The organism is Mycolicibacterium xanthum, from assembly GCF_019710635.1.
Lineage (GTDB): Bacteria > Actinomycetota > Actinomycetes > Mycobacteriales > Mycobacteriaceae > Mycobacterium > Mycobacterium xanthum.
The window spans coordinates 14,439-37,971 of record NZ_JAIFZS010000057.1; the positions used below are offsets into that span (position 1 = coordinate 14,439).

26 protein-coding genes and 1 pseudogene are annotated in these 23,533 nt (G+C 70.2%); 15 read left to right on the forward strand and 12 right to left on the reverse strand.

The annotated features are described in order from the left end of the window. Positions 1 to 18 precede the first annotated feature (18 nt). Entirely contained in the window at positions 19 to 966 is a 948-nt protein-coding gene (locus tag JDV09_RS20750) for an alpha/beta fold hydrolase (RefSeq protein ID WP_221371026.1), read from the forward strand. A gap of 3 nt (positions 967 to 969) precedes the next feature. Here the strand turns inward: JDV09_RS20750 and JDV09_RS20755 are convergent, their stop codons facing one another. The 3 genes from JDV09_RS20755 to JDV09_RS20765 are packed head-to-tail and all read right to left on the reverse strand — an operon-like array spanning position 970 to position 3,293. Next, entirely contained in the window at positions 970 to 1,194 is a 225-nt protein-coding gene (locus tag JDV09_RS20755) for a hypothetical protein (RefSeq protein ID WP_221371027.1), read from the reverse strand. Positions 1,195 to 1,221: 27 nt separating this feature from the next. After that, positions 1,222 to 2,502, reverse strand: coding sequence for a competence/damage-inducible protein A (locus tag JDV09_RS20760; protein ID WP_221371028.1), 1,281 nt, complete (start codon positions 2,500 to 2,502; stop codon positions 1,222 to 1,224). A 44-nt stretch (positions 2,503 to 2,546) separates the two neighbouring features. Then, positions 2,547 to 3,293 carry a glucose 1-dehydrogenase gene (locus JDV09_RS20765; protein WP_221371029.1) on the reverse strand — a complete coding sequence of 249 codons (747 nt, stop codon included), beginning with the start codon at positions 3,291 to 3,293 and terminating at the stop codon, positions 2,547 to 2,549. A gap of 79 nt (positions 3,294 to 3,372) precedes the next feature. On the opposite strand from JDV09_RS20765, the gene JDV09_RS20770 reads away from it, so the two are divergent. Continuing rightward, on the forward strand, positions 3,373 to 4,449 hold the full coding sequence (locus JDV09_RS20770; protein ID WP_221371030.1) for an NAD(P)H-dependent amine dehydrogenase family protein: 1,077 nt from the start codon (positions 3,373 to 3,375) through the stop codon (positions 4,447 to 4,449). 1 nt (position 4,450) lies between these two features. Here JDV09_RS20770 and JDV09_RS20775 read toward each other — a convergent pair whose 3' ends face one another. Next, entirely contained in the window at positions 4,451 to 4,897 is a 447-nt protein-coding gene (locus JDV09_RS20775; protein WP_221371031.1) for an ATP-binding protein, read from the reverse strand. 44 nt (positions 4,898 to 4,941) lie between these two features. After that, complete coding sequence (locus tag JDV09_RS20780) at positions 4,942 to 5,334, reverse strand: STAS domain-containing protein (RefSeq protein WP_221371032.1); 393 nt, start codon at positions 5,332 to 5,334, stop codon at positions 4,942 to 4,944. A 203-nt stretch (positions 5,335 to 5,537) separates the two neighbouring features. Between JDV09_RS20780 and JDV09_RS20785 the strand changes: the two genes are divergently transcribed. Further along, positions 5,538 to 6,311 (forward strand): HAD family hydrolase, encoded by a 774-nt coding sequence (locus JDV09_RS20785; protein ID WP_221371033.1) that lies wholly within the window; start codon positions 5,538 to 5,540, stop codon positions 6,309 to 6,311. Between the two features lie 42 nt (positions 6,312 to 6,353). Further along, positions 6,354 to 7,484 carry a nitronate monooxygenase gene (locus JDV09_RS20790; protein WP_221371034.1) on the forward strand — a complete coding sequence of 377 codons (1,131 nt, stop codon included), beginning with the start codon at positions 6,354 to 6,356 and terminating at the stop codon, positions 7,482 to 7,484. 9 nt (positions 7,485 to 7,493) lie between these two features. Here the strand turns inward: JDV09_RS20790 and JDV09_RS20795 are convergent, their stop codons facing one another. Next, entirely contained in the window at positions 7,494 to 8,825 is a 1,332-nt protein-coding gene (locus JDV09_RS20795; RefSeq protein WP_372452992.1) for an MFS transporter, read from the reverse strand. A gap of 29 nt (positions 8,826 to 8,854) precedes the next feature. On the opposite strand from JDV09_RS20795, the gene JDV09_RS20800 reads away from it, so the two are divergent. Both JDV09_RS20800 and JDV09_RS20805 read left to right on the forward strand, forming a co-directional pair. Continuing rightward, the gene (locus tag JDV09_RS20800; protein WP_221371036.1) at positions 8,855 to 9,454 is read left to right on the forward strand and encodes a TetR/AcrR family transcriptional regulator; all 600 of its coding nucleotides are present in this window, start codon (positions 8,855 to 8,857) and stop codon (positions 9,452 to 9,454) included. Then, positions 9,451 to 11,709: a molybdopterin-dependent oxidoreductase gene (locus tag JDV09_RS20805; protein ID WP_221371037.1), complete on the forward strand. Its 2,259-nt coding sequence runs from the start codon at positions 9,451 to 9,453 to the stop codon at positions 11,707 to 11,709. Before JDV09_RS20800 ends, JDV09_RS20805 begins: the two co-directional genes overlap by 4 nt. A gap of 6 nt (positions 11,710 to 11,715) precedes the next feature. Here JDV09_RS20805 and JDV09_RS20810 read toward each other — a convergent pair whose 3' ends face one another. Then, the gene (locus tag JDV09_RS20810) at positions 11,716 to 12,234 is read right to left on the reverse strand and encodes a hypothetical protein (RefSeq protein ID WP_221371038.1); all 519 of its coding nucleotides are present in this window, start codon (positions 12,232 to 12,234) and stop codon (positions 11,716 to 11,718) included. Between the two features lie 173 nt (positions 12,235 to 12,407). Between JDV09_RS20810 and JDV09_RS20815 the strand changes: the two genes are divergently transcribed. Next, positions 12,408 to 13,667: a cytochrome P450 gene (locus tag JDV09_RS20815; RefSeq protein WP_221371039.1), complete on the forward strand. Its 1,260-nt coding sequence runs from the start codon at positions 12,408 to 12,410 to the stop codon at positions 13,665 to 13,667. A 25-nt stretch (positions 13,668 to 13,692) separates the two neighbouring features. Here JDV09_RS20815 and JDV09_RS20820 read toward each other — a convergent pair. Then, positions 13,693 to 14,001, reverse strand: a pseudogene (locus JDV09_RS20820) (hypothetical protein); the annotation flags it as partial. Between the two features lie 109 nt (positions 14,002 to 14,110). Here JDV09_RS20820 and JDV09_RS20825 point away from each other — a divergent pair. Further along, positions 14,111 to 14,896: a helix-turn-helix domain-containing protein gene (locus JDV09_RS20825; RefSeq protein WP_221371041.1), complete on the forward strand. Its 786-nt coding sequence runs from the start codon at positions 14,111 to 14,113 to the stop codon at positions 14,894 to 14,896. A 62-nt stretch (positions 14,897 to 14,958) separates the two neighbouring features. Beyond that, positions 14,959 to 15,384: a lipoprotein LpqH gene (locus tag JDV09_RS20830; protein ID WP_221371042.1), complete on the forward strand. Its 426-nt coding sequence runs from the start codon at positions 14,959 to 14,961 to the stop codon at positions 15,382 to 15,384. Between the two features lie 164 nt (positions 15,385 to 15,548). Here the strand turns inward: JDV09_RS20830 and JDV09_RS20835 are convergent, their stop codons facing one another. From JDV09_RS20835 to JDV09_RS20850, 4 genes are all read right to left on the reverse strand, one after another. After that, a complete protein-coding gene (locus JDV09_RS20835; RefSeq protein ID WP_221371063.1) occupies positions 15,549 to 16,274 on the reverse strand; it encodes a L,D-transpeptidase in 726 nt (241 codons plus the stop codon). Between the two features lie 185 nt (positions 16,275 to 16,459). Further along, positions 16,460 to 17,050: a Pr6Pr family membrane protein gene (locus JDV09_RS20840; protein WP_372452994.1), complete on the reverse strand. Its 591-nt coding sequence runs from the start codon at positions 17,048 to 17,050 to the stop codon at positions 16,460 to 16,462. 76 nt (positions 17,051 to 17,126) lie between these two features. Beyond that, positions 17,127 to 18,377 carry a DUF7159 family protein gene (locus tag JDV09_RS20845; RefSeq protein WP_221371044.1) on the reverse strand — a complete coding sequence of 417 codons (1,251 nt, stop codon included), beginning with the start codon at positions 18,375 to 18,377 and terminating at the stop codon, positions 17,127 to 17,129. Between the two features lie 107 nt (positions 18,378 to 18,484). Beyond that, positions 18,485 to 19,465, reverse strand: a complete 981-nt coding sequence (locus JDV09_RS20850) for a threonine ammonia-lyase (protein ID WP_221371045.1) — start codon at positions 19,463 to 19,465, stop codon at positions 18,485 to 18,487. Positions 19,466 to 19,505: 40 nt separating this feature from the next. Here JDV09_RS20850 and JDV09_RS20855 point away from each other — a divergent pair, with 40 nt between their 5' ends. The 6 genes from JDV09_RS20855 to JDV09_RS20880 all read left to right on the forward strand — a co-directional run bounded on the left by JDV09_RS20855 (position 19,506) and on the right by JDV09_RS20880 (position 23,528). Then, on the forward strand, positions 19,506 to 19,913 hold the full coding sequence (locus JDV09_RS20855) for an acyl-CoA thioesterase (protein ID WP_221371064.1): 408 nt from the start codon (positions 19,506 to 19,508) through the stop codon (positions 19,911 to 19,913). A 16-nt stretch (positions 19,914 to 19,929) separates the two neighbouring features. Next, the gene (gene speB / locus JDV09_RS20860; RefSeq protein ID WP_221371046.1) at positions 19,930 to 20,970 is read left to right on the forward strand and encodes an agmatinase; all 1,041 of its coding nucleotides are present in this window, start codon (positions 19,930 to 19,932) and stop codon (positions 20,968 to 20,970) included. Between the two features lie 203 nt (positions 20,971 to 21,173). Continuing rightward, entirely contained in the window at positions 21,174 to 21,380 is a 207-nt protein-coding gene (locus JDV09_RS20865) for an Rv3202a family protein (protein WP_221371047.1), read from the forward strand. A gap of 47 nt (positions 21,381 to 21,427) precedes the next feature. Next, complete coding sequence (locus tag JDV09_RS20870) at positions 21,428 to 22,603, forward strand: serine hydrolase domain-containing protein (RefSeq protein WP_221371048.1); 1,176 nt, start codon at positions 21,428 to 21,430, stop codon at positions 22,601 to 22,603. 18 nt (positions 22,604 to 22,621) lie between these two features. After that, complete coding sequence (locus JDV09_RS20875) at positions 22,622 to 23,074, forward strand: SRPBCC family protein (RefSeq protein ID WP_221371049.1); 453 nt, start codon at positions 22,622 to 22,624, stop codon at positions 23,072 to 23,074. 52 nt (positions 23,075 to 23,126) lie between these two features. Beyond that, positions 23,127 to 23,528, forward strand: a complete 402-nt coding sequence (locus JDV09_RS20880; protein ID WP_221371050.1) for a hypothetical protein — start codon at positions 23,127 to 23,129, stop codon at positions 23,526 to 23,528. Positions 23,529 to 23,533 lie beyond the last annotated feature (5 nt).

The window sequence follows — 23,533 nt, forward strand, 5'->3', positions numbered from 1 at the left end:
CATGGGACACTTCTGCGCATGGCTCTCGACATCGCACGTCCCAAGCTCGAAGGCAATATCGCCGTCGGTGAAGAACGCCAGATCGGATTCGCCGAGTTCGGGGATCCGCAGGGGCGGGCGATCTTCTGGTTGCACGGCACGCCCGGTGCCCGGCGCCAGATCCCGGTTGAGGCCCGGATCTATGCCGAGCGGCACCAGATCCGGCTGATCGGGGTGGACCGGCCCGGCATCGGCTCCTCGACCCCGCACGAGTACGAGACCGTCATCGACTTCGCCGAGGATCTGCGCACCATCGCCGACACGCTGGGCATCGACAAGATGGAGGTCATCGGGCTATCCGGCGGCGGGCCGTACACCCTGGGCTGCGCGGCAGCGATGCCCGAACGGGTGATCGCGGTCGGTGTTCTCGGCGGCGTGGCCCCCACCCAGGGCGAGGACCGCATCGGCGGCGGGCTGATGGGCGGCCTCGGGCTGCACGCTGCCCCGCTGCTCGAATACGCCGGTGCTCCGCTCAGCAGAGTCGCGACCCGGCTCATCCGGCTGATCAAGCCGGTTGCCGAGCCCGGCATCTATCTGTACGCCAGCATCTCACCGGAAGGCGACCGCCGGCTGCTGGCGCGCCCGGAGTTCAAGGCGATGTTCCTCGACGACCTGCTCAACGGGGCCCGCAAGCAACTCGCCGCGCCGTTCGCCGACGTCGTGGTGTTCGCCAGGGACTGGGGATTCCGCCTCGACGAGGTCAAGGTGCCGGTGCGCTGGTGGCACGGCGACCGCGACCACATCGTCCCCTACGCACACGGCGAACACGTCGTCTCCAGGCTCCCCGACGCGCAGCTGTTCACGCTGCCGGGCGAGAGCCACCTCGGAGGCCTCGGCGAGGCGGAGACGATCCTGGCCTCGATGGTCCAGCTGTGGGACGCCTGCCAGTCCGAGTCTGACGGCGCGCCCGGCGGCGGGAAACGCTGAGGCTCAGCGCTTCAGCCAGCCCTGCACGGTGGCGATGTCGCTGCTGTAGGACTGCATGATGTCGTCGTGGTACAGCGTGCCGCCGCTGATCGCCGTGTCACCCCGCCAGACCACGTGCACCCGGACGATGCCCTTGTCGAAGTAATCGCTGCGATCGGCCACCCGGTGGTGCCATCCGGTCTCCTCGGCGAGAGCCGAGAACGCTCGCCGCTCGTCGGTGTCAACCATCGATGATCCTCCTTCGTCGGGGCTACTCTAGCGGTCTCCGGACAGCGCCCGGCGCAGCAGATGCATGGCGACCGTCGTCGAGCGCTCGCGGACATCGCTGCGGTCGCCGGGCAGCAGCGTGGTCCGCGTGGTCATCTCCACCCCCGCGCCAGCGCTCGCCACCGCTACCGAAAAGCACACCGTGCCAACCGGTTTGGACTCAGTCCCGCCGCCCGGTCCGGCGATTCCGGTGACCGCGACCGAGGTGTCGGCACCGAACCGCCGCAGTGCGCCGCGGGCCATCGCCTCGGCGACCGGCTCGGACACGGCGCCGTGGTGTTCGATCAGCGCGGCGTCGACCCCCAGCAACTCGGACTTCGCCGAGTTCGCGTACGCCGTCACGCCACCGGCGACATAAGCCGAGGAGCCCGGGCGCTCGGTGAGCCGGGCGGACAGCAGGCCGCCCGTGCAGGACTCCGCGGTGGCGATCCGCCTGCCCGTGAGCAACCCGGCGATCTGGTCGTCGACCAGCGACCCGTCCTCGGAGAAGATTTCGCGGGCATGGCGATCCCGCAGCACCGTCAGCAGGTCCGAGTAGGCCGCGGCGTCAGCCGGCTCGAATCGGGTGACGATCTCCAGTTCGCCGCGGCGCAGGCAGGTGGTGATCTCCAGCCGGTCGAATCCGTCGACGCTGCGCTCGGCGTCGCGCAGGGTGTCGGCGAGCCCCGATTCGGGCAGCCCGAACATCCGGACCGTCTGCTGGCGGAACACCGTGCGACCGGCGATCGCGGTTTGCACCGCCTCGGTGGCCACCGCGGCACCCCACATCGGCTGCAGCTCGCGGGGTGGACCGGGCAACACCACCACCGTCGGGGTCCCCGGGACCACGACGCCGGGTGCGGTGCCCACCGGGTCGAGGATGATCGCGCCCCGCGGCACCAGCGCCTGCTTTCGGTTGGCGGCCCGGACCGCCTCGACGTCCACCCCGGGGAAGCGGGCCATCATGGTGGTGACGATCTCGCCGATGCGCGCCTCCAGCGCATCGTCGAGTACCAGTTCGCGACCGCAGAACCGGGCGACGATCTCGACCGTCATGTCGTCGGCGGTCGGCCCGAGGCCACCGCTGGTGATGATGAGGTCCACGTCCTGATCGGCCAGGAAGCGCAGCTGGGCCTCGATGTCGGCGGGGCGGTCACCACACAGCGTGATGTGGCCCAGCTCCACACCGAGTTCCAGCAGCCGGTCGGCCAGCCACGGACCGTTGCGGTCTGCCACGCGTCCAGTGAGGACCTCGGTCCCCGTCACCACGATCCCGGCCCGTACGCTCACGGGAGGAGACACTACGCAGCGCCGTGGTCGGGCCGGCCCGGCGGCTACTTGTGGGGCACGTCGAGGACCAGCCCACCGTCCATGACGAACTCGGCGCCGGTCGAATACCGCGACTCGTCACTGGCCAGGAACACCACGAAGGTGGCCACCTCGTCGGGCTGCCCCGGCCGGCCCAGCGGGATGCGCAGCATGTCATCCGGGAAGTACTTGGTCATCGGGGTGCGGATGAACCCCGGATGTACCGAGTTGACCCGGATGTTGTGCGCGCCGAGTTCGAGCGCGGCGGACTTGGTCAGGCCGCGCACCGCCCACTTGGAGGCGACGTAGGGGTGCACCATGACGGCGCCGCGCAGCCCCTCGATCGACGAGATGTTGATGATCGAACCGCCCCCGGCGGCCTTCATCGCCTCGACCGAGGCCTGCATGCCGAGGAACGTGCCGGTGAGGTTGACGTCGATGACCTTCTGCCACTTGGCCATGTCGAACTGGCCGATCAGGCCGAGTGCCACGGTTCCGGCGTTGTTGACCAGCACGTTGAGCGTGCCGAACTCGGTGACCGCGGTGTCCACCGCCGCCTCCCACTGGTCGGCCTGCGTGACGTCGAGGTGCACGTACTGCGCGGCGCCGGGGTGTTCGGCGTCGATCTCGTCGGCCAGCGCCTTGCCCTTGTCGTCGAGGATGTCCCCGATCACGACCTTCGCCCCCTCGGCGACCAGCGCCCGGGCATCGGCTGCACCCATCCCCTGTGCCCCGCCACTGATGAGTGCCACTTTTCCGTCCACGCGTCCCATGGGCCGAGAGGTTACCGCACCGCCGGCGAGAAACTAGAACCTGTTCCAATTCGGCCGCCGACCACGCATACTGCTGGCCATGGCTATTCGGGTGGCGCTGATCGGTACCGGCAACTGCGGCAGCATCGCATTGCGTCAACTGATCTCCGACGCACGCTTCGATCTGACCGGTGTGTGGGTGTCGTCTCCGGCCAAAATCGGCAAGGACGCCGGGGAACTGGCCCGCCTCGACGTGATGACGGGTGTCACCGCCGTCGGCGATATGCCCGCGATCATCGCAGCGCGCCCGGACTGCGTGGTCTACTGCGCGATGGGCGACGTGCGGCCGAAGGAGTCGCTGGCCGACGTCCGGGCCTTCCTCGAGGCCGGCATCAACGTCGTCGGATCGTCCCCGGGGTTCCTGGCCTATCCGTGGGGCGTCATTCCCGACCGGGCCATCGAGCGGGTCGAGGCCGCTGCCCGGCAGGGCGATGCGAGCGTCTTCGTCACCGGCGTGGATCCCGGATTCGTCACCGATCTGCTTCCGCTGGCGCTGGCGGGCACCTGCCAGAGCGTCGAGCAGATCCGGACGATGGAGATCGCCGACTACGCCACCTACGACGGCGCGACGGTGATGTTCGACGTGATGGGGTTCGGCAACGAGATCGGCGATCTGCCGATGCTCTATCAGCCCGGCATGCTGAGCCTGGCCTGGGGCGTCGGGATCCGCCAGCTCGCGGCGGGCCTGGGCATCGAGATCGACGACATCCGCGACAGCGTGGAACAGGGACCCGCCCCGGAGGATTTCGACGTCGCGGTCGGCACCATCAGGAAGGGCACCGTAGCCGCGGTGCGCTTCCTGATCGAGGGTCTGGTGGGTGGCAGGCCGGCCATCGTGGTGGAGCACATCACCCGGCTGCGCGGCGACCTTCGGCCCGACTGGGCGCAACCCGCACAGCAGGGCGGGTCCTACCGGGTCGAGATCACCGGCGAGCCGTCCTATGTGATGGACATCTGCCCGACCAGCCGGCACGGCGACCACAACTACGCGGCGATCCTGGCGGCGGCCGGCCGCATCGTCAACGCCATCCCGGACGTGGTGGCGGCCGCGCCGGGGATCCGGACCACGCTGGACCTGCCGCTGGTCACCGGCAACGGCGTCTACCGGCCGGCCTGAATCAGGTGCGGGCGACGCCGCGCCAGGCCAGCCGTACCCGGGTGCCGTCGGTGGAGCCCTCGATCGTGGCCTCGTCGGACAGCGTCTTCATCAGCGGTATCCCGCGGCCGCGGGTGCGCGGCGTGGGATCGGTCTGCGGGGTGCGCCAGGTGCCGTGGTCACAGATCTCCACCGTCAGGGTCTGCTGATCGGGGTGGTAGGCCGCCTGCATGTCGATGGTGCCCGGGCGGTCGTCGAGCACGTAGGCGAACTCGGCGGCGTTGGCCAGCGCCTCATTGGTCGCCAGCACCAGATCACTGCTGCGCACGGCGTCGAGGTCGAAGAACCGGCCGAGCCACCGCGCGAAATCCTCGCGGGCCCGCGCGACCGCCCCGGCGTCGGCGTCCAGGCCGAGGCGTTCGAAGCGCTCGGAGTCGGCGACCTCAGCCGGCGGCATGGACTCGATCATGGCAGTCGGTGGCTACCCCGCTGGACATGTTCCTACGCGCTTTCCTACGTGTTGTATGCGGCCAGCGCCTCATCCAGGCTCGGATAAAGACTGACGATGTCGGCGATGCCCACCAGTTTGAGCGGCCGACTGGTGGCCGGGCCTTCCGCGACCACGCTGAATGCGACGTCGGGGCCGGCCTTGTCGTGCGCGGCGACCAACACGCCCATTCCGGCCGAGGCCAGGAACTCGACATCGGTGAAATCGACCACCACACCTGCGGGCCGCTGGTCGAGCGCCGCGTTGATGGCGGCCTCGAGCTGGGGCGAGGTGAGCATGTCGACGACGCCGGCGACCGACACGACCGCCACGCGGTCGACCCACCGCTCGGTGACGACACAGTTCGAGGCGGTCGCCCCGCCGGCACCCTGCGTGCCTTCGGCTGCTTGCTCGTCCAAGGTTCACCTTCCATGTCAGGTCGCAGTCGCACGCGACGAATGCACAAACGATTGTGCGCTCGCACAGGCTGCATCCTGAACCCGGCAAGACCAAACTACCCAACGACCCAGCGCTTCTGCCGTGACCGGCCACAGATTAAACCAGGTGCGGGCGGCACGCCCGTAGCATGGCGGATCGACACCGGTGTGATCGGAGGAGGTGCATGACCACGAACACCACCGATGCCGTCGGTGCCCCCGATCCGGTGGCCCAGATCGAGGCGGGTCCCGAGGGGCCACGGGTCGGGGCGTTCTTCGACCTGGACGGCACGCTGGTCGACGGGTTCACCGCCACCGCGCACGCCGGCGACCGGATCCGCCGCGGTCAGGCCCGCATCGGCGAGGTGCTGGGGGTGATCGAGGCGTCCATGCGCTACCGGTTCGGCCGCATGCAGTTCGAGCGGCTGCTGGTCCGGGCGGCGGGCTACCTGCGTGGCGAGTCGCTGGCCGAGCTCGACGAGGTCGGCGAGCGCCTGTTCGGTGAACGGGTGCGTGCGCGGCTGTTTCCGGACATGCGCCGGATCGTGCAGGCTCACCAGCGCCGTGGCCACACCGTTGTGCTGTGTTCGTCGGCGCTGACGATCCACGCCGAACCCGTCGCCCGCTTCCTGGACATCGAGAACGTGCTCTGCAACCACTTCGAGCTCGACGGCGCGGGCGCGCTGACCGGCCGCATCGCCAAACCCGTCATCTGGGGCCGGCAGAAGGCGGCGACCGTCGAACAGTTCTGCGCGAACAACGCCGTCGAGCTGGCGAGCAGCTATTTCTACGCCGACGGTGACGAGGACTCCCACCTGATGGTCAAGGTCGGGTTCCCACGGCCGGTCAACCCGCGCCGCCGTCTGGCCGCGCTGGCCGCCGAGCGTGGTTGGCCGGTGCTGCGCATGGCGACGCCGGGCCGGGGCGGACATGGCGGACTGCGTGGTGTACTAAAGTAGAACACGTTTCAGTTTTCGCCTCCGGCCCACGAGGAGCAGACTATGCACACTCCGCTGTGCGACCAGCTCGGCATCGAGTTCCCCATCTTCGCCTTCACCCACTGCCGCGACGTCGTGGTGGCGGTGAGCAAGGCCGGTGGCTTCGGCGTGCTCGGCGCCGTGGGCTACACCCCCGTACAGCTCGAGATCGAGCTCAACTGGATCGACGAGCACATCGGCGAGCACCCGTACGGTGTGGACATCGTCATCCCCAACAAATACGAGGGCATGGACTCGAACATGTCCGCCGACGAGTTGACCAAGACGCTGCAGGACATGGTGCCCCAGGAGCATCTCGACTTCGCCCGCAAGATCCTGTCCGATCACGGGGTCCCCGTCGAGCACAGCGGCGAGGACGCGCTGCAGCTGCTCGGCTGGACCGAGGCCACCGCCACCCCGCAGGTCGAGGTCGCGCTGCAGCATCCCAAGGTCACGATGATCGCCAACGCGCTGGGCACTCCCCCGGCCGACATGATCGCCCACATCCACGACGCGGGCCGGGTGGTGGCCGCGCTGTGCGGTTCGCCGTCGCAGGCCCGCAAGCACGCCGACGCCGGGGTCGACATCATCATCGCCCAGGGCGGTGAGGCGGGTGGACACTGCGGGGAGATCGGTTCGATCGTGCTGTGGCCGCAGGTCGTCAAGGAGGTGGCGCCGCTACCGGTGCTGGCTGCCGGCGGCATCGGCAGCGGCCAGCAGATCGCGGCCGCGCTGGCGCTGGGTGCCCAGGGCGCCTGGACCGGATCTCAGTGGGTGATCGTCGAGGAGTCCGAGAACAGCCCGGTCCAGCACGCCGCATACGTCAAGGCCACCAGTAAGGACACCGTGCGCAGCCGGTCGTTCACCGGCAAGCCGGCCCGGATGTTGCGCAACGACTGGACCGAGGCCTGGGAGAAGCCGGAGAACCCCAAGCCGCTCGGCATGCCGCTGCAGTACATGGTGTCCGGCATGGCGGTGGCCGCCACCCACCGGTACCCCGACGAGTCGGTCGACGTGGCGTTCAACCCGATCGGCCAGGTGGTCGGTCAGTTCACCAAGGTCGAGAAGACCGCCACCGTCATCGAGCGCTGGGTGCAGGAGTACCTGGAGGCGACCGCGAGGCTCGACGAGCTCAACGAGGCCGCCAGCGTGTAGGCGGGTGGTTCACCGCCGCCGATCGGCGGCGGGTCCGTGGTGGGTCTCGTACATGCGCAGCGCGATGATCAGGCCGGACATCGCGGTGAGGGCGGCGACGGACCAGATCGCGGCGCGAATGCCAAGGGTGTCTGCGACAACACCGGCGAGCAGAGCGCCGACCGCGAAGCCGCCGTCTCGCCACAGCCGGTAGGTCCCGACCGCCCTGGCCCGCCACGCCGGATGTGCGACGTCCCCGATCGCTGCGAGCAGGGTCGGGTAGACCATTGCGGTCCCGACTCCCAGGAGCGCCGCGGCAACGGCCCACATCGGGTAGGTGTCACCCAGTGCGATCAGGCTCAAAGCGATTGCCTGGAGCCACATTCCGGAGGCGATGAGCCACTTGCGGCCCCAGCGGTCCGAGAGCGCGCCGGTGATCAACTGGCCTGCACCCCACACGGCGGGGTACAGACCGGCCAGCACGCCGATCTTGCCGACCGACAGCCCCGCCGCAGCGAACAGGATCGGGAACAACCCCCAGGCCAGGCCGTCGTTGAGGTTGTTGACCAGGCCGGCCTGGCTCGCCGACGACAGCGCCGGCTCACGGAAACTCGTTTGAAGGAACACTTCGCGGTTGGTCAGTCGGTCGTGCAGACGGTCGCGGTCGCTGTCGGTGCGGATCACATGGGTGGCGGCCTCGAGCCGGGCGTGGCCGCGGGTCTCCTTGACCATCAGCGTGGACAGGCCGAGGCCCAGGGCGGCGAAAGCGATACCGAGCAGGAACGGTGCCGGGCGCAGGCCGTAGGCCTGGGCCAGGTAGCCGGTGGCCAGGGCGGTCGCCGCGACCGCGCCGTAACCGGCGGCCTCGTTGAGGCCCATCGCCAGGCCGCGGCGGTGCGGTCCGACCAGATCGATCTTCATCACCACCGTGGTGGACCAGGTGAGGCCCTGGCTGATGCCGAGCAGCACGTTGGCGGCGATGACCCACGACCACGATGGCGCCCAGATCAACAACAGCGGCACCGGAACGGCGCTCAGCCAGCCCGCGATCAGTACCGGTTTGCGGCCGAAGCGGTCGGACAGCGTGCCGGCGAAGTAGTTCGTCGCGGCTTTGGCCACCCCGAACACCAGGATGAACGACAACCCGGCCGTGTAGGCGGCAATGCCGAATACCCGCTCACCGAGCAGCGGTAGGACGGTCCGTTCCTGGCCGAGCATTCCGCCGACCAGGGCGTTGACCGCGACCAGCAGGCAGAACTGAGCGAGGTTGGCCCTCAGACCGAGGCGAGGTTCGCCGGGCACCGGCGAAAGTCTACGGCGTGAAGTCGTTCGCGAACCCCCGACAATTATGTAGAGTGACATACATAGCCCGTCGGCCGGAAGGAGCACCGGTGCCCACTCCGCGCGAGCGCATGGTCATCTCGGCGGCGCTGCTGATCCGGGAGCGGGGCGCGCACCCGACGGCCATCGCCGACGTGCTCGAGCACAGCGGCGCGCCGCGCGGGTCGGCGTATCACTACTTCCCCGGCGGGCGTACCCAGTTGCTCTGCGAGGCCGTCGACTACGCCGCGGAGTTCATGGCCGCCCGGCTGGCGCGCGCCGGTTCCAGCCTCGACGCGCTCGACGATCTGTTCGGCTACTACCGGGAACAGCTGCAGGGCAGCGACTTCCGGGCGGGGTGCCCGGTGGTGGCGGTTGCGGTGGAGGCGGGCGACCCGGACAGACCCGATCAGGCGGCGAAGCTGCTCGAGCGCGCCGCCGTGGCGTTCGCCCGGTGGCAGGACGTCATCGCGCAGCGGCTCACCGCGGACGGGGTGCCCGCCCGGCAGGCGTCCGCGCTGGCGATGCTCGTGCTGACGTCGTTCGAGGGCGCGATCGTCATCGCGCGGGCGTCGCACGACCTCGCGCCGCTGGACCTGGTGCATGACCGGCTGCGCACCCTGATCACCGCCGACACCGCTGGCGAACCCGGAAAGGGAGACTCGAGATGACCGACGACAAGGCCGACTGGCAGCCGACCGCGTGCATCCTCTGCGAGTGCAACTGCGGCATCGTGGTGCAGGTCGAAGACCGCACGCTGGCCCGCATCCGCGGCGACAAGCACCACCCCGCCTCCCGCGGCTACACCTGCAACAAGGCGCTGCGGCTGGATCACTATCAGAACAACCGCAACCGTCTCACCTCCCCGATGCGCCGCAGACCCGATGGCTCGTTCGAGGAGATCGACTGGGACACGGCGATTTCGGAGATCGCGGCCGGGTTCCGGGCGGTCGCCGACACCCATGGTGGCGACAAGATCGTCTACTACGGCGGTGGCGGGCAGGGCAACCACCTGGGCGGCGCCTACAGCGGCGCGTTCCTCAGGGCGCTGGGTTCCCACTACAAATCCAACGCGCTGGCGCAGGAGAAGACCGGCGAGCACTGGGTTGACGCGCATTTCTACGGCAACCACACCCGCGGCGAGTTCGAGCGCGCCGAGGTGTCGGTGTTCGTCGGCAAGAACCCGTGGATGTCGCAGAGCTTTCCGCGCGCCCGGGTGGTGCTCAACGAGATCGCCAAGGATCCATCGCGCTCGATGATCGTCATCGATCCGGTGATCACCGACACCGCGAAGATGGCCGATTTCCACCTACGGGTACGGCCCGGAACGGATGCGTGGTGCCTGGCCGCGCTGGCCGCGGTGCTGGTGCAGGAGGACCTGTGCGACGAGGAGTTCCTGGCCGAGCACGTCACCGGGGTCGGGCCGGTGTGCGAGGTGCTGCGCGAGGTGCCGGTCGGCGAGTATGCACGGCGCTGCGGCGTCGACGAGTCGCTGCTGCGGGCCGCTGCGCGGCGGATCGGGACCGCGGGCAGCGTCGCGGTGTTCGAGGACCTCGGAGTGCAGCAGGCGCCCAACAGCACGTTGTGCTCGTACCTGGACAAGATGCTGTGGATCCTGACCGGCAACTTCGCCAAGCCCGGCGGCCAGCATCTGCATTCGTCGTTCGCCCCGTTGTTCCGGCCCGGCGGGGTGGGCCGCACGCCGGTCACCGGCGCGCCGATCATCGGGGGCCTGATGCCGAGCAACGTGCTGCCCGAGGAGATCCTGACCGACCATCCCGACCGGTTCCGCGCGATGATCGTGGAGAGCAGCAACCCGGCGCACTCGGTGGCCGATTCGGCGGCGGTGCGACGGGCACTGGCCGCCCTCGAGCTGGTGGTGGTCATCGACGTGGCGATGACCGAGACCGCCCGGCTGGCGCACTATGTGTTGCCGGCGGCGAGTCAGTTCGAGAAGCCCGAGGCGACGTTCTTCAACCTGGAGTTCCCGCACAACACCTTCCACCTGCGGCACCGGCTGATGGAGCCGTTGGCGGGTACGCTGCCCGAGCCGGAGATCTGGGCGCGGCTGATGCGCGAGCTCGGCGTGGTCGACGCCGCCGAGCTGGAGCCGCTGCGGGCGGCGGCCGAACAGGGCCGCGAAGCGTTCACCGCGGCGTTCTTCGCGGCGGTGGGCACCAACCCTGGTCTGGGCAAGGTGTTGCCGTTCGTGCTCTACGAGACGCTGGGTCCGGCCCTGCCCGACGGGCTGTCCGGTGCGGCCGCGCTGTGGGGGCTGGCGCAGAAGGCGGCGATGACCTATCCCGAGGCGGTGCGCCGTGCGGGCCACGCGGACGGTAACGCTTTGTTCGACGCGATTCTGGCCGGGCGCTCCGGGGTGACGTTCACCGTGCACGAGTACGGGGAGGACTTCGCGCTGATCTCGCACCCGGACCGCAGGATCGCCGTCGAGATGCCCGAGATGCTCACCGAGATCCGCGCGCTGGCGGAGGCACCCGCAAGCCTGACGACCGCGGAGTTCCCGATCGTGCTGTCCGCCGGTGAGCGCCGGGCCCACACGGCCAACGACATCATCCGCGATCCGTCCTGGCGTAAACGTGACGTCGACGGGGCGCTGCGGGTCAGCATCGAGGACGCCGGGCGACTCGGGTTGACCGACGGCGGTCGTGCGCTGATCACCACGGCGGCGGGACGGGCGGAGGCCACCGTCGAGATCAGCGACGCGATGTTGGCCGGGCATGCGTCGCTGCCCAATGGCTACGGGCTGGACTTCGTCGACGGAGACGGCAGCGCGGTCATTCCCGGGGTGGCGCCCAACGCGCTGACATCGGGTGGCTGGCGCGACGCGTACGCGGGAACGCCATGGCACAAGCACGTGCCCGCGCGCATCGAGGCGGTCGGCGCGTTGGCGCCGACCGGTGGCTAGCCAGGGTCAGGGGGCGATCGGCGCCGGCAGCGGCAGTGCCGGATCGGCGGGCAGTGCCGGATCGGCGGGCGGCGGCGCGAGCGCCGGCTGCGGCCCGGCCGGCATGCCCGGTCTCGGATTCGAGCTGAGCGGACGCTGGGCCAGCAGCAGCAGCGCGTCGCTGCCGCTGACCTCCTGGGTCTGCATCGCGTGCCACAGATCGCGCAGGTAGTTCATCCGCGTCTGGTTCTGTGGGGTGGTGGTGGTGTCCGGCGGCAGGTTCTCCGGGCTCATCAGGTGCGGGACGCCGTCGGCGAGCGGATCGGCGGGCCCGGCGGCGAGCGCCGGTGCCGCCGCGGGCACCGCATCGGCCGCCGCGGGCACCGCATCGGCAGGCGCGGGCGTGACCTCGGCGACCAACGGGCCGGGGACGGGTGCCGGCACGGGGACGGGATCGGCCCCCGCGGTCGGTGCGTTGACCACCAGCGCCGCGAACGCCGCCGCCCCGAGGACGGAGATCGTCTTTGCGTCGAGTCCGAGCTTCACCACTTGCCCCTTTCAGGCCGTGTCGAGGATCTCACTGGATGCTTCCGCCGCGCGGCCGATTTCGTTACATCTCCCGGCCGGACTTCCCCGCACTTCGGCCAAGTCGTCTCGGCGGGACCCGGGTGTGGTGTAGCAATGCGGTTACGGCCACGTCGACGGTTAGGAGCTCCCGCATGCCGACTCCCACCCTCCCGCCCGGCTTCGACTTCACCGATCCCGACCTCAACTGCGAGCGGCTGCCCGTCGAGGAACTGGCCGAACTGCGCCGCAGCGCGCCGATCTGGTGGAACGAGCAGCCGATCGGACACGGTGGATTCGACGACGGCGGGTACTGGGTGGTCACCAGGCACCGCGACGTCAAGGAGATCTCCAAGCGCAGCGACGTGTTCTCCAGCCAGGAGAAGACCGCACTGCCCCGCTACCCCGAGGGCGCCACCGGCGAGCAGATCGACACAGGGAAGTTCGTGCTGCTCAACATGGACGCACCGCACCACACCCACCTGCGCAAGATCATCTCCCGCGGCTTCACACCGCGCGCGGTCGAGCGCCTGCGCGAGGATCTGCACCAGCGCGCCCAGAACATCGCCAAGGCGGCGGCCGCCGAGGGCACCGGGGACTTCGTCGAGCAGGTGTCGTGCGAACTGCCTCTGCAGGCCATCGCCGGGCTGCTCGGCGTACCGCTGGAAGACCGCAAGAAACTCTTCGACTGGTCCAACGAGATGGTCAGCGATGACGATCCCGAGTTCGCGCACTACGACAACCGCAGCGCCGCGACCGAACTGATCATGTACGCGATGCAGTTGGCGGCACAGCGGGCCGAACACCCGGGCGAGGACATCGTGACCAAGCTGATCGAGGCCGACGTCGAGGGACACAAGCTCTCCGACGACGAGTTCGGGTTCTTCGTGGTGCTGCTCGCGGTGGCGGGCAACGAGACCACGCGCAACTCGATCACCCACGGCATGGTCGCGTTCACCGAGAACCCCGACCAGTGGGAGCTGTTCAAGCGGGAACGGCCGGCCACCGCGGTCGACGAGATCGTGCGGTGGGCCACGCCGGTGACCTCGTTCCAGCGCACCGCGCTGCAGGACTACGAGCTGTCGGGTGTGCCGATCAAGAAGGGCCAGCGCGTCATGATGTCGTACCGCTCGGCCAATTTCGACGAGGAGGTCTTCGACCACCCGTTCTCGTTCGACATCCTGCGCGACCCCAACCCGCACGTCGGTTTCGGCGGCACCGGCGCGCACTACTGCATCGGCGCCAACCTGGCCCGGATGACGATCGAGTTGATGTTCGAGGCGATCGCCGAGCACATGCCCGACCTGGCATCCGTCGGCCGGCCGGACCGGTTGCGCTCCGGCTGGCTCAACGGCATCAAGCACTGGCAGGTCGACTACGCCGGGCGGGGCGGCTGTCCCGTCGCGCACCGGTAGTCCGGTCCCCCGCAGCACCGACCGGATAGTCGACGATGCTGCGCCAATAGTCCTCGGGGATCTCCTGATTCGCACGCAGCACCATCGCCAGCCCGATGGCCATCGCGACCCCGAGCAGGCCCAGCCACAGCCCGGCCAGCCCGATCAGCGCCCACATCACCGTGGTCAGCACCGGCCAGGGCGAGAGCAGGGCGAGCACCGGCGCGAAGAAGAACCCGGTGCCGACGTACCACGACGATCCGGCGCGGTCGCAGATCAGCACCAGCCGCAGCCAGCGCGGAACCGGAACCCGCTCGGCCGTCGGCGCGGAGGTGGGTGACGTGGTCGGGCCCATCGTTTCGCCTCTCTCCCGGCGGTCCTTCCACGGTGCGCCGCGCTGGTAAGCGGCGCAATTACCTGTGAGGTAGTGGTCACGCTGCTCAGACCGGGCCACACTGATGCCCATGGCGGGTGTGCACACTCACGGCGGGTCGTTCGGCGCGATGCTGCGCCGCTGGCGGCATCGCCGCCGGCTGAGCCAGCTCGACCTCGCCGTCGAGGCCGGCGTCTCGGCCCGGCATGTCAGCTTCGTCGAGACCGGACGGTCGGCGCCGAGCAGGGCCATGGTGCTCAGGCTCGCCGGTGTGCTCGACATCCCGGAGCGGGAACGGAATCGGTTGCTGATCGCGGCGGGCCTGGCCCCGGCCTACGCCGAGCGGTCCCTGGACGCCCCGGAGATGGCGGCGGTCCGCGCGGGTGTGCAGCGGGTGCTCGACGCCTACGACCCCTATCCCTGTGTGGTCGTCGACAGCGGCTGGTGGATCCTGCAGGCCAACCCCGGCGCCACGCTGCTCCTCGACGGTGTTGCGGCCCATCTGTTGGCGCGACCGAATGCGCTGCGCATCGCGCTGCACCCGGACGGCCTGGCCCCGCGCATCGCCAACCTCGCCGAGTGGCGCACCCACCTGACCGAACGTCTGCGGCGCGAGGTGGCCGTCGTCGATTCGGAGCGGTCGGCCGAGCTGGCCGGCCTGCTCGCCGAGATCGAGTCCTTCCCGGGCGGATTCGCCGACACCGCCGATCTCGGCGGGGTCGCGGTACCGCTCGAGCTGCAGACCACCGACGGTCGGCTGCTGCGGTTCTTGAGCATGGTCACCACGTTCGGCACCGCGCTGGACCTCACGGCGGCCGAGCTGAGCATCGAGGCGTTCCTGCCCGCCGACGAGGCCACCGCCGCCGCGCTGCGCTGAAACGCGAGGACCCGCGGCAATCCGGCCGGGCAACCGGCGGGCAGCGCATAGAGTCTGGCGATATGGAGACCCGACGCTTCGTGACCGCCGCCGCGGCGGGTGTGGCCATCTTTGCGGCGGCCGCGTGTTCGACCCCGGAGCCGGCACTCGGCGGCACCACCGCGACCGTCACCATCGACGGCGAGGACACCGGCGGTGCGCACGCCGTGCGGTGCCACCAGTCGGGGTTCGCCTGGTACATCGAGACACCGGAGAAGGACAACGGCTTCACCGCGGTGCTGCGCACCGGCGGGGACGTGACCGCCGAGTCGGTGGCCTTCCGCGACTTCGGCGGGTTCACCGGCACGTTCTGGGCCGACAACATCGGCGACGCCCGGGCCACCGGGACCGGCGGCGCCTACACGATCACCGGGACCGCTAACGGCAACTTCACCGACAACCCGAGCAAGACCGTGACCGCGGAGTTCCGGATCGAGGCCGACTGCTGAACTGCCGCCGCCGGCAAGCCGACGCCGGCCTGCTTGGCCTCCGCCACGACGGCGCGCGCCGCATCCGAAACCGCCTTTAGCTCCCCGTCGGGAAAGACCATCGCGCCACTCGGGAACGAGATCAGGTACTTCGTCATCGCGTCGGGCGGCGGGACCGACAAGCCTCAGGCCTGAACGACGATCGGATCACCGATCCGGACGGTGTCGAAGTACCACGCGGCGTTGTCCGGGCTGAGGTTGATGCAGCCGTGGCTGACGTTGGCGTACCCCTGGGAACCCACCGACCACGGCGCGGAGTGGACGTAGACACCTCCCCAGGTGACCCGGACGGCGTACTCGCCCTTGATCAGGTAGCCCTCGGGGTCGTCGAGTGGGATCCCGATGGTGCGGGAGTCGAAAGTGATGTTGCGCTCCCTGCTCAGCGCGGTGAACGTGCCGATCGGGGTGGGGTACTTCGGCTTGCCCATCGAGGCGGGCATCTGCCGGGCGACCTCGCCGTCGATGCTGACGGTGAACGTGTAGGCGCTCAGGTCGGCCACGGCGACCACCGCGGAGCCGGTCTGGAAGCTGGTCTGGAACCCGCCGACGGCGACGTTGATCGGTGTGTGCGCGGGGAAGAACTCCGCAGGCGTCCATTGCACGGAGCGATCGTCGAGCCAGCTGAACGAGCCTTCCGGGGCGCCCGCATCGGCGGCGCCCGCAGGTGTCACCAGGATCTCCTGCTCGGCGGCCGCCCGGTCGGCGACCGGATCGGCGAACGTCACCGTCACCGGGTGGGCCACGCCGACGGTCTCGCCCGGCGCGGGCGTCACCGCCACCACACCGTCGGGGATCGCGGCGCCCGCCTGCAGGATCGGGCCTGCGGTCGAGAAGCCGGCGAGGACGGCCATCGCACCCGTCACGGCCGCGACGCGGATCAGGACACCGCGCAGGCGGTGTGTTTGCTGAAAGCAAGTGATCGGCACGGTCTCATCCTAGTTCGTGATGGCGATTCGGCGTCGATATTGCTGGTCCACGGCCGATCGGCGCCGGTGTCCGGCGTGCCTGGTCTATCGGGGCCGGCGGCCGGATCGTTTCACGGCGATTCGGTCCGCAACGGGACCGCAGCCCGGTGCGCGGCCAGCAGCAGGTAGCCGAGCGCCAGCACACAGGCCGCCAGGGTGCCGACGTTGAGTGCCACGGTGGCCGACCCGACGGTCGCCGGATCGAGGAAGAAGTACGGGGCCCGCCGCCCCGCGGTGTTCAGCACGAGCAGCGCCAGCGCCAGGTAGCCGGCCGGGTAGATCAGCCACGCCAGCGGCTGCCACCAGGCCACCCTGCTGGCGCCGCGCCCGACCAGCAGCCAGTCGGCCAGGACCAGCACCGGCACGACCACGTGCAGCAGCAGGTTGGCCACCGTGTAGCCCATGCTGTGGCCGGTCAGGAACAGATTCCAGACCACCCCGGCGGTCACGACGTAGAGCACCACCGCGCCCCGCAGGCCCACCCGGGCGTCGGCGCGCGGCCGGGCCAGGGTCCACAGGTAGTACGCGGCGGCCAGCAGGTTGGCCTGGTAGGTGAAGGTGATCAGCCGCCACCACAGCCCCCACTGCGAGGTCGTCGCGACGACGATCAGCGCGACGAGCACCGCGGTGACGATCGTCAGGCGCAGCGCCTTGCGCAACACGGCGGCGGCTGGGGCCGGATCGGGCGTGCTCACCACGCCGAGCGTATCCGCCGAACCGGGTGGCCGCCCGCGACCGCTACGGCAGCGGCGGGACCGGCGCCGGCGCCACGGGCGGGACCTCGGGAACCGGCTCGCCGCCGACGCCGGCCAGCCGATCGCGGATGCGCTGCAGCAGACCCGGCTGTTGCTCGGGCACCGGCGGCGGAACCACCTCGCCGGCCGGCGGCGCGGCCTCGATCGGCACCCCGGGTGAGTCGGGAAGCGGCGCCTCGGGCAGCGGCACGTCGGCCGGGACCTCGGCCGGCACCGCGTCGATGATCGGCGCGGCCTCCTCGAGGGTCACCGGTTCGGCGGCCGGAATCTCCTCGGCGGGGGCCTCCGGAAGCGCCGGGGCCTCGGGCGCCGGAGCGGGTGCCTGCGGCGCGGGCCGGGACACCGCGACCGGTGTCTGGACCAACGAGTCGGCGGTCGGTCGGGATTGCGCCATCGGCTGTTCGGGCCCCAGGTGCAGTGCCACCGCGGCCGACGCCGATGCCACGAACGTCACCGCGCCGGCGGCCAGCATCGCCGCGGGCCAGGCCTGGCCCACCCGTCGTGCGCCGCGTCGCAGCGCGGACCGCTGCCGACGGCCGTCGGTGGCCCACGCCCCGTGCTCGGCGGGCTGCGCGCACGCCAGCGCGGCGCCCCGGGCGAGCGCGAGCCCGGCTTCCGGCGGGGCGAACACCGGGACCGAGAGCGCATCCTCGAGTACCGGGGAGAGCCCGTCGAGATCCTCCGCGGATCCGACGAGCACGAGCGCCTGCGGTGACCAGTCGGTCTTGGCGAACACCGAACTCAGCCAACCGACCAGGTCCTCCTCGGTCACCACCGTGTGGTTCACCGCGGTCTGCAGCGCGCCGGTGTCCGCGTGCACCACCATCGCGATCAGCCGGGGGGGCTCGATCACGCACACCGCGGTGGTGTCATACCCCGTCACCTCGGCGATGCCGCGGGCGAGTGCGTCGGTGGCCTCCGACAACCGCACCGGTACGACGTTGTCGAAACCGGCGTCGTTGAGCGACTTCACCAGCAGCGACGCCTCGACGTCGGCGTCGTCACTCCAGGTCACACCGATGGAGTGCACCCGCTGTCCCCGGTCGGCGGCGATCGCCTCGGTGCGCCGCACCGCCGCGGTCGCGCGTTCCGAGGTCTGGGCGGCGCCGGTCGCGCCGTGCCGGTTCACCTCGAACCCTTCGCCGTTCATCGTCGCGCCGTCGGTCTCACACCCGTCCACCAGGACCAGACCGACAGCGGACGGCGTCACCGACAAGCCCAGCACCGCGTCCACCAAACACTCCTTCGCCGCGCCGCGGCTCTGACCCCCCGCGACGCAATCCCGGGAGACCCTACCTGTCGGCCACCCCGAATTGCACAACCGTCAGTTGCGGTGCCGGGTCATCCGGCCATGATCTCGCGGAACAGCGCCGGCTCGATGTTGCCGCCGGACACCACCGCCACCGTCGGACCCGGCGGCGTCGTCCCCTGCCGGAACCCCGCCAGCGCCACCGCTCCGCTGGGTTCGGCGACCAGGTGGGCTCGCTCGGCGAGTTCCCGCACCGCCGCGCGGATCTCGTCCTCGGACACCGTGATCATCTCGTCGACGACCCGTTGCAGATGCGCGAACGTCAACGCCGACGGCTGGGAGCGCAATCCGTCGGCGATCGTGCGGTTGCGGTCCTCGATCGGCCAGTCCACCCGGTGCCCGACGGCCAGCCCCGCGGCCGTGTCGGCGGCCAGTTCGGGCTCGACACCGACGATTCTGGCCCGCGGGCACAGCGCCCTGATCGCCACGCCGATGCCGGAGGCCAGGCCTCCCCCGCTGACCGGGACCAGCACCGTGGCGACCCCGGGCAGGTCCGCGGCGATCTCCAGGCCGACGGTGCCCTGCCCGGCGATCACCAGGGGGTCGTCGAACGGCGCGATCAGCACACCGCCGGTCTGTTCGAGCACCTGCGCGGCCACCTCCTCACGCCGGCCCGCACCGCACAGCACGACCCGGGCCCCGTGTCCGCGGGTCGCCGCCACCTTGACCGCGGGCGTCTCCTCGGGCATCACGATGTGCGCGGGCAGCCCGAAGGTGGCCGCGGCGTAGGCGACCGCCTGGGCGTGGTTGCCGCTCGAGTAGGCGACGACCGCGGTGTCTATGCCCGTAGCCCTGCCCGTATCGATGCCCGCGCCGGCCTCCTCGACCAGGGCGCCGATCGCGTTGAACGCCCCGCGCACCTTGAACGCCCCGATGGGCTGCAGGCTCTCCGGCTTGAGCCACAGCGCCGGCTCGCGCCCTCCCCACGGCGCCGCCAGAAGTGGGGTGCGCACGACATGCGGGCGGATCCGGTCTGCGGCCGCCCGGATGTCGTCGATCGTGACGAGGTCCATCGGTCCAGTCTTTATGGTCGGGGGCGTGAGCGTGTTCTCGATGCCGGTGGTGCCGCGATACGCCGAGGTCCACCAGCAGGGCGTGGTTTTCAACGGCCACTACCTGACGTGGTTCGACGAGGCATGCACCGGACTGCTCGACGAGCTCGGGGTGGCCTATCCGGACCTGATGTCCGACGGCTACGACTTCATGGTGGTGCACAGCGAGATCGACTTCGCCGGTCCGGTGCGCTGGCGCGACACCGTCTGCGTCACCGCACAGTGCACCGGTGTCGGTTCCAGCAGCTTCACGATCGGCTTCGGCGTGCTGGCCGGCACCCCGGGTGGCGAGCAGCGGCTCGCGGTGCGCGGCCACAACGTCTACGTCGTGGTGTCCACCGACGACTGGGCGAAGCGGCCGATCCCGGACGGACTGCGCTCGGCTTTGACACATTCGGCGGGCGGTTGAGCGGTAGGTTCGTCTCATGGGCCACGATCACGATCACCACCGCGAGATTCCGCCCGGGATGGCCGAGCAGCTCGACCTGGCATACGCGGGCGTGACGTCGTTCGGGCACCGGCCGTTCCTGACCGAGGTCGAGCAGCTGGATTCGTGGAAACCCGACGTCGCGGTCGTCGGAGCCCCGTTCGACGTCGGCACCACCAACCGTCCCGGTGCCCGGTTCGGGCCGCGCGCCATCCGCGCGACGGCCTACGAGCCGGGCACCTACCACCTGGATCTCGGGCTGGAGATCTTCGACTGGCTCGAGGTCGTCGACTTCGGTGACGCGTACTGCCCGCACGGTCAGACCGAGGTCTCGCACGCCAACATCCGCGAACGGGTGCACGCGATCGCGTCGCGCGGCATCGTGCCCGTGATCCTCGGCGGCGATCACTCCATCACCTGGCCGGCGGCGACCGCGGTGGCGGATTTTCACGGGTACGGCAACGTCGGCATCGTCCACTTCGACGCGCACGCCGACACCGCCGACGAGATCGAGGGCAACCTGGCCAGCCACGGAACACCGATGCGCCGGCTGATCGAGTCGGGGGCGGTGCCCGGATCGCATTTCGTGCAGGTCGGGCTGCGCGGCTACTGGCCGCCGCAGGACACCTTCGAGTGGATGCTCGAGCAGCGCATGACCTGGCACACGATGCAGGAGATCTGGGAGCGCGGCTTCAAGGCCGTCATGGCCGACGCCGTGGGCGAGGCGCTGGCCAAGGCCGACAAGCTCTACGTCTCGGTGGACATCGACGTACTCGACCCGGCGCACGCCCCGGGTACCGGCACCCCGGAGCCCGGCGGCATCACCAGCGCCGACCTGCTGCGGATGGTGCGCCAACTGTGCTACGAGCACGACGTCGCCGGTGTGGACGTCGTCGAGGTGGCCCCGGCCTACGACCACGCCGAGCTGACCGTCAATGCCGCGCACCGGGTGGTGTTCGAGGCGCTGGCGGGCATGGCCGCCAGGCGCCGTGACGCGGCGGGTGAGGAGCCGGGCCAGCCGGCCCAGTCCTACCGCTGACTCAGGTCTTGGCCGGGCTGAACCCGGCCCTGGCGGCATGGGCCCGGGGGCAGGTCACCGCCCGGGAAGGTCTCCTGCATGATGAATTTCGAGAACCGCAGCAGCATCATCTCGCGACGTCGCCCGGATATGCCGGTGCGATCCGCAACTATCGTGGAGGGGTACACGCCCCGACCTCGTCACCCACCACTGGAGGTATGCCGATGACGACACCTGACCGCAGCCCGTTCGGTGACGCCACCGAGGCCGACGTGGCAGAGCAGCACAGCCCCGTCGGCGACGCCGGCGACGACGACACCTGGAGCGACGCCGCGAAGGTCGGCACCGACCGGGGGTGGCAGGCCGACGAGGCGGACCTGATCGAGCAGGCGCTCGACGTTCCCGACGACGACACCGATTTCGAGCGCTGACGGGTACACCGGTTTCGACTCGCATCGGTGCGGATACTGTGTGGGCGATGACCCCCCGCCCCGTGTTCGCCGCGCTCGCCGCGATCTCGGTGCTGGCCGGGTGCGCCGGACCGGCCGACGAGGTCGAGACGGTGACATCGTCGTCGTCCTCGACCGGACCCGAGCCGGCCGCGACGATGGGCGCCGATCTGACCGGGCGGCTCGACGACGCGGTGGACCGGGTCATGAGCGAGACGGCCATCCCCGGCGCCATCGTCGGGATCTGGGGGCCCGACGGGGAATATGTCCGCGCGTTCGGCGTCGCCGACACGAAGACCCGGGATCCGATGAAGACCGGTTTCTACAGCCGGATCGGAAGCCTGACAAAGACTTTCACCGTCACCGCGGTGCTGCAGCTGGCCGACCAGGGCAAGGTGGGTCTCGATGACCCCATCGCCGACTACGTCGACGGTGTGCCCCGCGGCCGGGAGATCACGCTTCGGCAGCTCGCCGGGATGCGCTCCGGGTTGGCCAACTACACGGCCAACCCGGAGTTCGAGCACGCGATGTTCGCCGACGCGCGTCGCCCGTTCACGCCGCAGGAACTGCTCGGCTACGCGTTCTCGCAGCCCGCGTCGTTCGCGCCGGGCGACGGGCTGCAGTACTCCAACACGAACACCGTGCTGCTCGGGCTGGTGGTGGAGAAGGTCGGCGGCCGACCGCTCGGCGAGTTCATCGCCGAGCACATCCTGGCGCCGCTGCAGATGACCGACACCCTGTTCCCGACCGACAGCGCATTCCCAAAGCCGCACGCCGAGGGATACACCACGCAGACCGCCGAGGGCGGCGAGACGACCGCGACCGACTGGAACCCCTCCTGGGCCTGGGCCGCGGGCGCGATGATCTCGACGCTCGACGATCTGCGGATCTGGGCACCGGCGCTGGCGACCGGCAGACTGCTGACCCGGCAGATGCAGGAGCAGCGGTTGCAGACGGTCGGGACTCCGGGGATGCCCGCACCGGACGGATACGGATTGGGGCTGTTCGAGCTGGGCGGTTGGATCGGGCACAACGGCAGCCTGCCCGGATACCAGACGGTCGCGGTGTATCTGCCCGAGAAGCAGACGACGCTGGTGATCCTGATCAACACCGACATCTCGGTCGAGAAGGGCGAGCCCGCCACGCTGCTGGCCACCGCGATCACCACCGAGTTGACCCCCGACCACGTGTACCGGTTGGGCTGAGCGACAGGAGTGCCGGGCATGCAGGGTTCCGTGACGGTGTCGATGGCCGCCCCGGCCGAGCGGATCTGGGATCTGATCGCCGACGTGCGCAACACCGGGAAGTTCTCGCCGGAGACGTTCGAGGCCGAGTGGCTCGACGGCGCCACCGGTCCGGCGCTGGGCGCGCGGTTCCGGGGGCATGTGCGACGCAACGAGATCGGCCCGGTCTACTGGACCACCTGCCGCGTCACGGCATGCGAGCCGGGCCGCGAGTTCGGGTTCGAGGTGCTCGTCGGCGACCGGGCGATCAACAACTGGCACTACGAATTGACGCCCTCGGGCTCGGGCACCGATGTCACCGAGTCGTTCCGGCTCAACCAGAGCCCGCTGATGGCGCTGTACGGGGTGCTCGGCGGTCAGCTGCGCCGCCGGCGCAACCTGCGCGACATGCGCAAGACGCTCGAGCGGATCAAGGCGGTCGCGGAATCCTGACCGCTGTGCCGGCGGACGGTTGCCGGCGGTCCGGGCCGGGTATCCCTGTCGGGTGCGAGACGAGGACGACGACACCGTCGACGCGGTGGGCGCGGTGACCGAGGCGCTGGAGTACGTCGAACGGGCCAGGGGTCACCTGTACTCGTTCCATCAGTTGATCGGACATGCCGATCTGTTGCTGGGCCGGGCGTGCGAGGCGTTGCGGGAGGCGGGTCACCACCAGGTCGCCGAGCGGCTTTCCGGCGAGTTGGTGGGGCGGAACGTGCTCCACGGCAGGTGGACGTTCGAGGTGGTCGAGGAGTTCGACGACAGTTATTGGTCGGTGTTCCGCGACCAGGAACGCCGGGTGCGTGACGAGCTCGTCGGCGGCCGCCGCCACCTCCACGAGGCGGCGATGAAGGAGAGGGAACAGCGGGGCGCACCGAGCGGAAACGGCGATGAAGCCCGACGGTAGCGCCT

Bases quoted from the DNA above. Each gene is read 5' to 3' on its own strand.
- JDV09_RS20750 (WP_221371026.1), top strand. From the start codon at position 19: ATGGCTCTCGACATCGCACGTCCCAAGCTCGAAGGCAATATCGCCGTC.
- JDV09_RS20755 (WP_221371027.1), bottom strand. From the start codon at position 1,194: ATGGTTGACACCGACGAGCGGCGAGCGTTCTCGGCTCTCGCCGAGGAG.
- JDV09_RS20765 (WP_221371029.1), bottom strand. From the start codon at position 3,293: ATGGGACGCGTGGACGGAAAAGTGGCACTCATCAGTGGCGGGGCACAG.
- JDV09_RS20770 (WP_221371030.1), top strand. From the start codon at position 3,373: ATGGCTATTCGGGTGGCGCTGATCGGTACCGGCAACTGCGGCAGCATC.
- JDV09_RS20775 (WP_221371031.1), bottom strand. From the start codon at position 4,897: ATGATCGAGTCCATGCCGCCGGCTGAGGTCGCCGACTCCGAGCGCTTC.
- JDV09_RS20785 (WP_221371033.1), top strand. From the start codon at position 5,538: ATGACCACGAACACCACCGATGCCGTCGGTGCCCCCGATCCGGTGGCC.
- JDV09_RS20790 (WP_221371034.1), top strand. From the start codon at position 6,354: ATGCACACTCCGCTGTGCGACCAGCTCGGCATCGAGTTCCCCATCTTC.
- JDV09_RS20795 (WP_372452992.1), bottom strand. From the start codon at position 8,825: ATGTCACTCTACATAATTGTCGGGGGTTCGCGAACGACTTCACGCCGT.
- JDV09_RS20805 (WP_221371037.1), top strand. From the start codon at position 9,451: ATGACCGACGACAAGGCCGACTGGCAGCCGACCGCGTGCATCCTCTGC.
- JDV09_RS20815 (WP_221371039.1), top strand. From the start codon at position 12,408: ATGCCGACTCCCACCCTCCCGCCCGGCTTCGACTTCACCGATCCCGAC.
- JDV09_RS20825 (WP_221371041.1), top strand. From the start codon at position 14,111: ATGGCGGGTGTGCACACTCACGGCGGGTCGTTCGGCGCGATGCTGCGC.
- JDV09_RS20830 (WP_221371042.1), top strand. From the start codon at position 14,959: ATGGAGACCCGACGCTTCGTGACCGCCGCCGCGGCGGGTGTGGCCATC.
- JDV09_RS20835 (WP_221371063.1), bottom strand. From the start codon at position 16,274: ATGGCCGTCCTCGCCGGCTTCTCGACCGCAGGCCCGATCCTGCAGGCG.
- JDV09_RS20850 (WP_221371045.1), bottom strand. From the start codon at position 19,465: ATGGACCTCGTCACGATCGACGACATCCGGGCGGCCGCAGACCGGATC.
- JDV09_RS20855 (WP_221371064.1), top strand. From the start codon at position 19,506: ATGCCGGTGGTGCCGCGATACGCCGAGGTCCACCAGCAGGGCGTGGTT.
- speB (WP_221371046.1), top strand. From the start codon at position 19,930: ATGGGCCACGATCACGATCACCACCGCGAGATTCCGCCCGGGATGGCC.
- JDV09_RS20865 (WP_221371047.1), top strand. From the start codon at position 21,174: ATGACGACACCTGACCGCAGCCCGTTCGGTGACGCCACCGAGGCCGAC.
- JDV09_RS20870 (WP_221371048.1), top strand. From the start codon at position 21,428: ATGACCCCCCGCCCCGTGTTCGCCGCGCTCGCCGCGATCTCGGTGCTG.
- JDV09_RS20875 (WP_221371049.1), top strand. From the start codon at position 22,622: ATGCAGGGTTCCGTGACGGTGTCGATGGCCGCCCCGGCCGAGCGGATC.